Annotated in this window: 15 protein-coding genes; 14 read left to right on the top strand and 1 reads right to left on the bottom strand. The window is 59.7% G+C overall.

What is annotated here, in order from left to right; translation table 11 throughout:
* Positions 1-96: EF-Tu C-terminal domain-related protein (locus tag V0U79_RS02500; protein WP_330197884.1), on the top strand; the 96-nt coding region annotated here is incomplete at its 5' end.
* 76 nt (positions 97-172) lie between these two features.
* Here V0U79_RS02500 and V0U79_RS02495 read toward each other — a convergent pair.
* Positions 173-811, bottom strand: a complete 639-nt coding sequence (locus tag V0U79_RS02495) for a hypothetical protein (protein WP_330197879.1) — start codon at positions 809-811, stop codon at positions 173-175.
* A gap of 93 nt (positions 812-904) precedes the next feature.
* Here V0U79_RS02495 and V0U79_RS02490 point away from each other — a divergent pair, with 93 nt between their 5' ends.
* The 13 genes from V0U79_RS02490 (at position 905) to rplN (ending at position 7,387) form a co-directional block, all read left to right on the top strand.
* Positions 905-1,510 (top strand): TetR/AcrR family transcriptional regulator, encoded by a 606-nt coding sequence (locus V0U79_RS02490; protein WP_330197878.1) that lies wholly within the window; start codon positions 905-907, stop codon positions 1,508-1,510.
* Between the two features lie 265 nt (positions 1,511-1,775).
* Complete coding sequence (gene rpsJ, locus V0U79_RS02485) at positions 1,776-2,090, top strand: 30S ribosomal protein S10 (protein ID WP_109260630.1); 315 nt, start codon at positions 1,776-1,778, stop codon at positions 2,088-2,090.
* Positions 2,091-2,093: 3 nt separating this feature from the next.
* The gene (gene rplC, locus V0U79_RS02480; RefSeq protein ID WP_373696420.1) at positions 2,094-2,894 is read left to right on the top strand and encodes a 50S ribosomal protein L3; all 801 of its coding nucleotides are present in this window, start codon (positions 2,094-2,096) and stop codon (positions 2,892-2,894) included.
* The gene (rplD, locus tag V0U79_RS02475; protein ID WP_330197877.1) at positions 2,891-3,529 is read left to right on the top strand and encodes a 50S ribosomal protein L4; all 639 of its coding nucleotides are present in this window, start codon (positions 2,891-2,893) and stop codon (positions 3,527-3,529) included. Before rplC ends, rplD begins: the two co-directional genes overlap by 4 nt.
* Positions 3,529-3,834: a 50S ribosomal protein L23 gene (locus tag V0U79_RS02470; protein ID WP_330197876.1), complete on the top strand. Its 306-nt coding sequence runs from the start codon at positions 3,529-3,531 to the stop codon at positions 3,832-3,834. The genes rplD and V0U79_RS02470 overlap by 1 nt, the downstream gene beginning before the upstream one ends.
* A 4-nt stretch (positions 3,835-3,838) precedes the next feature.
* Positions 3,839-4,678: a 50S ribosomal protein L2 gene (rplB, locus tag V0U79_RS02465; protein WP_330197875.1), complete on the top strand. Its 840-nt coding sequence runs from the start codon at positions 3,839-3,841 to the stop codon at positions 4,676-4,678.
* A 15-nt stretch (positions 4,679-4,693) separates the two neighbouring features.
* Positions 4,694-4,972 (top strand): 30S ribosomal protein S19, encoded by a 279-nt coding sequence (gene rpsS / locus V0U79_RS02460; RefSeq protein WP_330197874.1) that lies wholly within the window; start codon positions 4,694-4,696, stop codon positions 4,970-4,972.
* A gap of 2 nt (positions 4,973-4,974) precedes the next feature.
* The gene (gene rplV, locus V0U79_RS02455; RefSeq protein WP_330197873.1) at positions 4,975-5,376 is read left to right on the top strand and encodes a 50S ribosomal protein L22; all 402 of its coding nucleotides are present in this window, start codon (positions 4,975-4,977) and stop codon (positions 5,374-5,376) included.
* Positions 5,376-6,086: a 30S ribosomal protein S3 gene (gene rpsC / locus V0U79_RS02450; RefSeq protein ID WP_330197872.1), complete on the top strand. Its 711-nt coding sequence runs from the start codon at positions 5,376-5,378 to the stop codon at positions 6,084-6,086. Before rplV ends, rpsC begins: the two co-directional genes overlap by 1 nt.
* A gap of 27 nt (positions 6,087-6,113) precedes the next feature.
* Positions 6,114-6,527 carry a 50S ribosomal protein L16 gene (gene rplP / locus V0U79_RS02445; RefSeq protein WP_187167625.1) on the top strand — a complete coding sequence of 138 codons (414 nt, stop codon included), beginning with the start codon at positions 6,114-6,116 and terminating at the stop codon, positions 6,525-6,527.
* Between the two features lie 11 nt (positions 6,528-6,538).
* Entirely contained in the window at positions 6,539-6,745 is a 207-nt protein-coding gene (gene rpmC, locus V0U79_RS02440; protein ID WP_330197871.1) for a 50S ribosomal protein L29, read from the top strand.
* Between the two features lie 3 nt (positions 6,746-6,748).
* Positions 6,749-6,985, top strand: coding sequence for a 30S ribosomal protein S17 (gene rpsQ, locus V0U79_RS02435; protein WP_330197870.1), 237 nt, complete (start codon positions 6,749-6,751; stop codon positions 6,983-6,985).
* 33 nt (positions 6,986-7,018) lie between these two features.
* On the top strand, positions 7,019-7,387 hold the full coding sequence (gene rplN / locus V0U79_RS02430) for a 50S ribosomal protein L14 (protein ID WP_330197869.1): 369 nt from the start codon (positions 7,019-7,021) through the stop codon (positions 7,385-7,387).
* Position 7,388: the final 1 nt, after the last annotated feature.

Genomic DNA, 7,388 nt, shown 5'->3' with positions numbered 1-7,388 from the left:
ATCACGCCGATCGCGATGGACCAGGGCCTGCGCTTCGCTATCCGTGAAGGCGGCCGCACCGTCGGTGCCGGCGTCGTCTCGAAAATCATCGAGTAGGATTATCCTCTCTCGAAATGGAAAAGGGGCGCCATTGGCGCCCCTTTTTTGTTGGCTGCGAGGCTGGGAAAACCGGTCAGGCCTTCCGGGTGAAGACCATGTGCAGGCCGAGAATCATTCCCCAGATGCCAATCGAGCTGATTATCTTGAAGGCGAGGGGCAGGTTCATCCCGTTATTGGTTACGACCAGAAAGATGACGAAACTGGCGATGGCCAGGCCCGACATGCCGATTGCCAAGGGGCGTGTCTTCATGTCCGTCATCATATCCAGTGACAACAAAGCGTAGACCGTGGCGGTAGCGAACATGCCGGTAAAGCCAAAGCCGGTGACCAATTGCGCCCAGGCAATTTGGCTGTAGCGCGGTATCTGGTGGTCGGGGTTGGTCAGGAATGGCATGACATAGCCATCGATAGTCGTTGCACCGACAAAACAGATTGTGCTGACGATCAGCGCAACCGAGCCTGCCAGGACAAGTGGCCTTTGAATGCCGCGATGAGCCGCATAAGCGAACAGGCCGAAAACCATGAGTGCCCGCAGGGTCAGCATCTGGGCATGCATGCTGAGACTCTCGGAGGCGATCTCGCCGTGGTGCCCTTCACCGCCGGTCGGGTGGCCCTGCATCACCAGAATTGAAATCAGCGACGCAAGCACGAGGGCGGTCCCAGGTATCAGAAGCGCTCTTTCTTCACTTAAAAGTTGTTTGATTACAGACATGTGATCCTCTCTTCCATTGTTGTGAGTTGTCTTTAGGGGAAGAAGTAAGGATTAAAACAATCAATCACGGTTGATTGTTGGATACTGAACAAAATGCCGAAAAAGTCAGTTTCGGAGAAAAATATGTTGCTAGATCGAAGAAGTCGAAAAACGCGTGCCTCTATAGTGAATGCGGTCATCAAGCTTTGGCATGAGAAGCCCGGCCGCCATATTCGCGTCGCTGATATCATTAACGAGGCGGATGTGGGGCGATCCACCTTCTATCAGCATTTTACGAACAGGGATGAGGTTTGCCTGAGTGCGTTGAGGTCCCGGCTTGAGATTTTTGCCGATCTGATTGTCGGTGCCGGAGACGGGCTACAGGGGGAGTTGATTCTCGCGGATGCGTGGGCCCACCGCCGGCGCATCCGTGAAAATTTTCCCGACTTCCGCGAAAAAGTGGCCGTGCTTCTTGCGGATCTGGTGGAGGAGCGGTTGCAGAGCCAGGCCTATGCTTTCGATCTACCTGTACGGCTTGTTGCGCTACAGCTGGCAGAAAGCTGCCTGGCGGTCTTCAAGGGCTGGATCGATGCAGAAGCGTATGCCGGGCCGGATGACATCGTCCGGTTTCTCAAAGCGCCGGCCGAAATTGGACCCGGTGCCCGATCGGGAAGAGCTGATGTTCAGGCCTTAGAGCGCCGGAGCCTGAGGACTGGCTGAGCGATATCCGGCCATTCTGAATATCAGGCCGTGACGCAATCGGATCGGGCATTCTTGCCGATATGCAAAAAATCGCTTCCTAAAACGGATTCTGGGTGTTGACGGCGGCGACTCATACCGGTAGACGACGCCCCTCGTGAATGAGCTGACTGTGCCCTTCGGCAAACGCAGCTCCATGAAGCGAACAAACTGGTTTCAAGCGCGCCGATCGGTGGCCGGAAGAGTCCACCTGTCTGTGCGCCTTTAATTGTGTGGACGAACTACGATGGCACAGCAGAATATTCGCATTCGCCTCAAAGCGTTCGATCACCGCGTGCTGGACACTTCCGCTCGCGAGATCGTATCGACGGCGAAGCGCACGGGCGCCAATGTGCGCGGGCCTATCCCGCTGCCGACCCGGATGGAACGTTTTACGGTTCTTCGTGGTCCTCACATTGACAAGAAATCGCGCGAGCAGTTCGAGATCCGGACTCACAAGCGCCTTCTCGACATCGTCGATCCCACCCCGCAAACGGTTGATGCTCTGATGAAGCTCGATCTGTCGGCCGGTGTGGACGTCGAGATCAAGCTGGGAGCCTAAGTCATGCGCACGGGCCTGATTGCCAAAAAGGTCGGGATGACCCGCGTGTTCGCCGAAGACGGCGCACACATCCCGGTGACTGTCCTCCAACTCGACAACTGCCAGGTCGTCGCTCAGCGTACTGCTGACCGTGACGGCTATGTTGCTCTTCAGCTCGGTGCGGGCAAGGCGAAAGCCAAGCGCACCTCCAAGGCGATGCGCGGCCACTTTGCCAAGGCGCAGGTCGAGCCGAAGAAGCGCGTCGTGGAGTTCCGCGTTTCCGAAGACAATCTGATCGAGCCGGGTTCCGAGCTGACGGCCGAGCACTTCGTGCCGGGCCAGAAGGTCGATGTTGCCGGCAAGAGCATCGGTAAGGGTTTTGCCGGTGCCATGAAGCGCTGGAACTTCGGTGGTCTGCGCGCCACGCACGGCGTGTCGATCTCTCACCGCTCGCATGGTTCGACCGGTCAGTGTCAGGACCCGGGCAAGGTGTTCAAGGGCAAGAAGATGGCCGGTCACTATGGTGACGCGCGCATCACCCTGCAAAATCTGGAAGTCGTCCGCGTTGATGCGGAAGACGGTTATATCCTGGTTCGCGGTTCGGTTCCGGGCGCTGCTGGCTCCTGGGTCGAGATTCGTGACGCGGTGAAGGGCGCTGGCGATGCCGAGCTGCCGTTGCCGGGTGCGATCCGCAAGGCCGGTGAAGAAGCTCCGGCGAATGAAGAGCCGGCGACCCCGGAAGCCGAGATGACGGCTGAGGGTGCTCCGGCAGAAGATGCGGCCCCGGCAGCTGATGCTGCGGGCGACGAGGAGTCCAAATCATGAAGGTCGAGGTAAAAACCCTCGCCGCGAAGGATGCGGGCGCGCTGGATCTCGATGATGCCGTATTCGGCATTGGCGAGGTTCGTGCCGACCTCCTGCAACGCGTGGTGAAGTGGCAGCTGGCTCGCCGCCAGGCTGGCACGCACAAAGCCAAGGAGCGCAACGAGATTGCGCGCACTGGCAAGAAATATGGCCGCCAGAAGGGTGGCGGTGGTGCCCGTCACGGTAACCGCCGTGCGCCGATCTTCGTTGGTGGTGGCAAGGCTCACGGTCCGCGTGTCCGCAGCCATGCGCACGATCTTCCCAAGAAGGTCCGGACGCTGGCGCTGAAGCACGCCCTGTCGTCGAAGGCCGGTTCCGAATCGCTCATCATTGTTGATGAGGCGGTGCTGAAGGATGCCAAGACGAAGGCCGCCCGCGATGCATTCGCCAAGCTGAAGCTCAGCAATGCGCTGATCATTGATGGCGACACCGTGAACGAGAACTTCGCCAAGGCTGCCAGCAATATTCCGCACATCGACGTGCTGCCGGCGCAGGGCCTGAATGTTTACGACGTGCTGCGTCACGACCAGCTGGTCCTGACCAAGGCCGCTGTGGAGAAGATCCACGAGCGCTTTGCTGCGAAGGAGACCGCGTAATGGCCAAGGTAAAGGCTGAAGCCCGCCACTATGACGCGATCCTGGGTCCGGTGATCACCGAGAAGGCAACGCTGCTGTCGGAAGATGGCAAGGTTGTTTTCCGTGTGCCGCTGACTGCGACCAAGACGGAAATCGCCGAGGCAGTGGAAACCCTGTTCAAGGTGAAGGTGACGGCGGTGAACACGCTGCGCCTGAAAGGCAAGACCAAGCGCTTCCGCGGCCAGATCGGCCAGCGCTCGGATATGAAAAAAGCGATCGTGACGCTCGCCGAGGGCGATGCGATCGACGTGACCACGGGACTGTAGAACCATGGCGCTGAAGACATATAACCCCACCTCTCCGGGCCGCCGCGGCCTGGTGCTGGTCGACCGCGAAGGCCTCCACAAGGGCCGTCCGGAGAAAAGCCTTGTTGAAGGCAAGACCAAGAAGGGTGGCCGCAACAATACCGGCCGGATTACCGCTCGCCGTCAGGGCGGTGGTGCCAAGACGCTTTACCGCAAGGTCGACTTCAAGCGTAACAAGCATGACGTCGAAGCCACGGTGATCCGTCTCGAATACGATCCGAACCGGACCGCGTTCATCGCGCTGATCGAATACGCTGATGGCGAGAAGTCCTACATCCTGGCGCCGCAACGGCTGGCCGAGGGTGACAAGGTCATTTCCGGCACGACGGGCGTAGACGTGAAGCCGGGCAATTGCATGCCGCTGAAGTCCATGCCGGTCGGCACCATCGTCCACAATGTGGAGATGAAGCCGGGCAAGGGCGGTCAGATCGCCCGCTCGGCTGGGGGATACGCTCAGCTCGTTGGCCGCGACGGTGGTTATGCTCAGGTTCGCCTGAATTCCGGCGAACTTCGTGCGATCCCGGAAATGTGCGTCGCCACGGTTGGCGCTGTTTCCAACCCGGATCACATGAACCAGAATCTCGGTAAGGCCGGCCGCAAGCGCTATATGGGCAAGCGTCCGGCGGTTCGTGGCGTCGCCATGAACCCGATCGATCACCCGCATGGCGGCGGCGAAGGCCGTACGTCCGGCGGCCGTCACCCGGTGACGCCTTGGGGTAAGCCCACGAAGGGCCGCAAGACCCGCAAGAACAAGGCGACCGACAAGTTCATCCTCCGCTCGCGCCATCAGCGCAAGTCACGCTAAGGGAGCGCGTTAGCTATGCCGCGTTCAGTCTGGAAAGGTCCGTTCGTAGACGGATACCTCCTCAAGAAAGCCGAAGCGTCTCACGCTGACGGCCGCAAGAAGCCGATCAAGACCTGGTCGCGCCGTTCGACGATCATGCCGCAATTCGTGGGCCTGACCTTTCAGGTGCATAACGGCAACAAGTTCATCCCGGTGCTGGTGACCGAAGACATGGTTGGCCACAAGCTTGGTGAATTCGCTCCGTCCCGGACCTATTACGGTCATGCGGCGGACAAGAAGGCGAAGAGGGGCTAATGATGACCCAGACCCGCCAAAGAGACGAGTCCGGCAAGAATGTCCGCCGCGTTGCTGATAATGAAGCGCGCGCCAAGCAGACCATGATCCGGATCAGCCCTCAGAAGCTGAACCTGGTTGCGCAATCCATCCGCGGCAAAAAGGTCGAATCGGCTCGCGCCACGCTGGAATTCTCGCGCAAGCGGATCTCGAAAGATGTTCTGAAGGTTCTCGACAGCGCGATCGCGAATGCCGAGAACAATCATGGCCTCGACATCGACAGCCTTGTCGTGTCGGAAGCCTATGTCGGCAAGAACCTGGTGATGAAGCGTTTCCGTGCGCGTGCCCGTGGCCGCGCAGCGAAAGTGATGAAGCCGTTTTCCGAGCTTACGATTGTCGTTCGCGAAGTTGAGGAGGCCGCCTGATGGGTCAGAAGGTCAATCCGATCGGGCTGCGGCTCGGCGTAAACCGCACCTGGGAATCGCGTTGGTACGCGAATACCGGTGAGTATGCCGATCTCCTGCACGAGGATCTGAAAATCCGCGATATGCTGCGCAAGCGGCTGAAAAATGCCAGTGTCTCGAAGATCGTGATCGAGCGCCCGCACAAGAAGTGCACGGTGACGGTTTACACCGCTCGCCCGGGTGTCGTGATCGGCAAGAAGGGCGCTGATATCGAGGTTCTGCGCCGCGAGCTGCAAAAGATCGTGAAGGGGGAGGTCTTCCTCAACCTGGTCGAAGTTCGCAAGCCGGAAATCGATGCGACCCTGGTCGCCGAATCCATCGCACAGCAACTCGAGCGCCGCGTGGCTTTCCGCCGCGCCATGAAGCGCTCGCTGCAAACGGCGATGCGTATGGGTGCCAAGGGCTGCAAGGTGGTTTGCGGTGGTCGCCTCGGCGGCGCCGAGATCGCTCGCGTCGAGCAATATCAAGAGGGTTCGGTGCCGCTGCACACGCTGCGCGCCGATATCGATTACGGAACCGCGGAAGCTTCCACGGCGATGGGCATCATCGGCATCAAGGTCTGGATCTACAAAGGTGAGATCCTCGAGCATGATCCGATGGCGCAAGAACGTCGCCTGCAGGAGTCCGGTGAGCAGCGCGCCCGTCAGGGCGGCGGCAACCGCGCGGCATAACGGTCAGGGACGACGGAGCGAAAAACAATGCTTCAACCGAAACGCACCAAGTTCCGGAAGGCGCACAAGGGCCGCATCAAAGGTGCAGCCAAGGGCGGCTTCTCGCTGAATTTCGGTTCCTATGGCCTGAAGGCCATGGAGCCCGAGCGCGTCACCGCACGCCAGATCGAAGCCACTCGCCGGGCGATCACTCGCCACATGAAGCGGGCCGGCCGGGTCTGGATCCGGATTTTCCCGGATGTGCCGGTGTCGAAGAAACCGACGGAAGTCCGGATGGGTAAGGGTAAGGGTTCGCCAGAATTCTGGGCCGCCAAGGTCAAGCCCGGCCGGATCATGTTCGAGATTGACGGTGTTCCCGAGAATGTGGCGCGTGAAGCGCTGTCTCTGGGCGCAGCCAAGCTGCCGGTGAAGACGAAGATCGTCGCCCGGATCGGCGAATAGGAGTGAGTGTCATGGATGCTGTTGATGTCCGCGCGATGAGCGACGATCAGCTGAAGGACGAGCTCCTGAAGCTGAAAAAAGAACAATTCAATCTGCGCTTCCAGCAGGCCTCGGGCCAGCTGGAGAAGACGTCCGAATTCCGGAAGGTGCGCCGCACGATCGCGCGCATCCAGACGGTCCAGGCCGAACGTGCAGCGCAAGCGGTACAAGGGAGCTAGGCGATGCCTAAACGCGTATTGCAAGGCGTCGTGGTGAGCGACAAGGGCGACAAGACCGTCGTCGTGAAGGTGGAGCGGACATTTCTTCATCCGCTGCTCCGCAAGACGGTTCGCCGCTCCAAGCGCTATCACGCGCATGATGAGGGCAATGTCCTCAAAGTGGGTGACCAGACCTTTATTCAGGAATGTGCGCCCAAGTCGAAAACCAAACGGTGGGAGGTTGTCACCGCCGACGCGTAAGCGCCGGGGTCAGCCTTTTGAAGGAGGATCGATATGATCCAGATGCAATCCAATCTGGACGTCGCCGATAATTCCGGTGCCCGCCGTGTGCAGTGCATCAAGGTTCTCGGCGGTGCCAAGCGCCGGTACGCTCATGTGGGCGACATCATCGTAGTGTCGGTCAAGGAAGCGATCCCGCGTGGCCGCGTCAAAAAAGGTGAAGTGCGCCGCGCCGTCGTGGTGCGCGTTGCCAAGGACATCAAGCGTAAGGACGGATCGGTGATCCGCTTCGACTCCAACGCGGCTGTCCTGGTGAATAACAATCAAGAGCCGATCGGCACCCGTATCTTCGGACCGGTTCCGCGCGAACTTCGCGCCAAGAACCACATGAAGATCGTGTCGCTGGCTCCGGAGGTTCTGTAGT

Source organism: Hyphobacterium lacteum, assembly GCF_036330345.1.
Taxonomy (GTDB): domain Bacteria; phylum Pseudomonadota; class Alphaproteobacteria; order Caulobacterales; family Maricaulaceae; genus Hyphobacterium; species Hyphobacterium lacteum.
The sequence above is the reverse complement of the archived record's forward strand: the minus strand, read 5'-3'. Positions and strand labels throughout refer to the sequence as shown.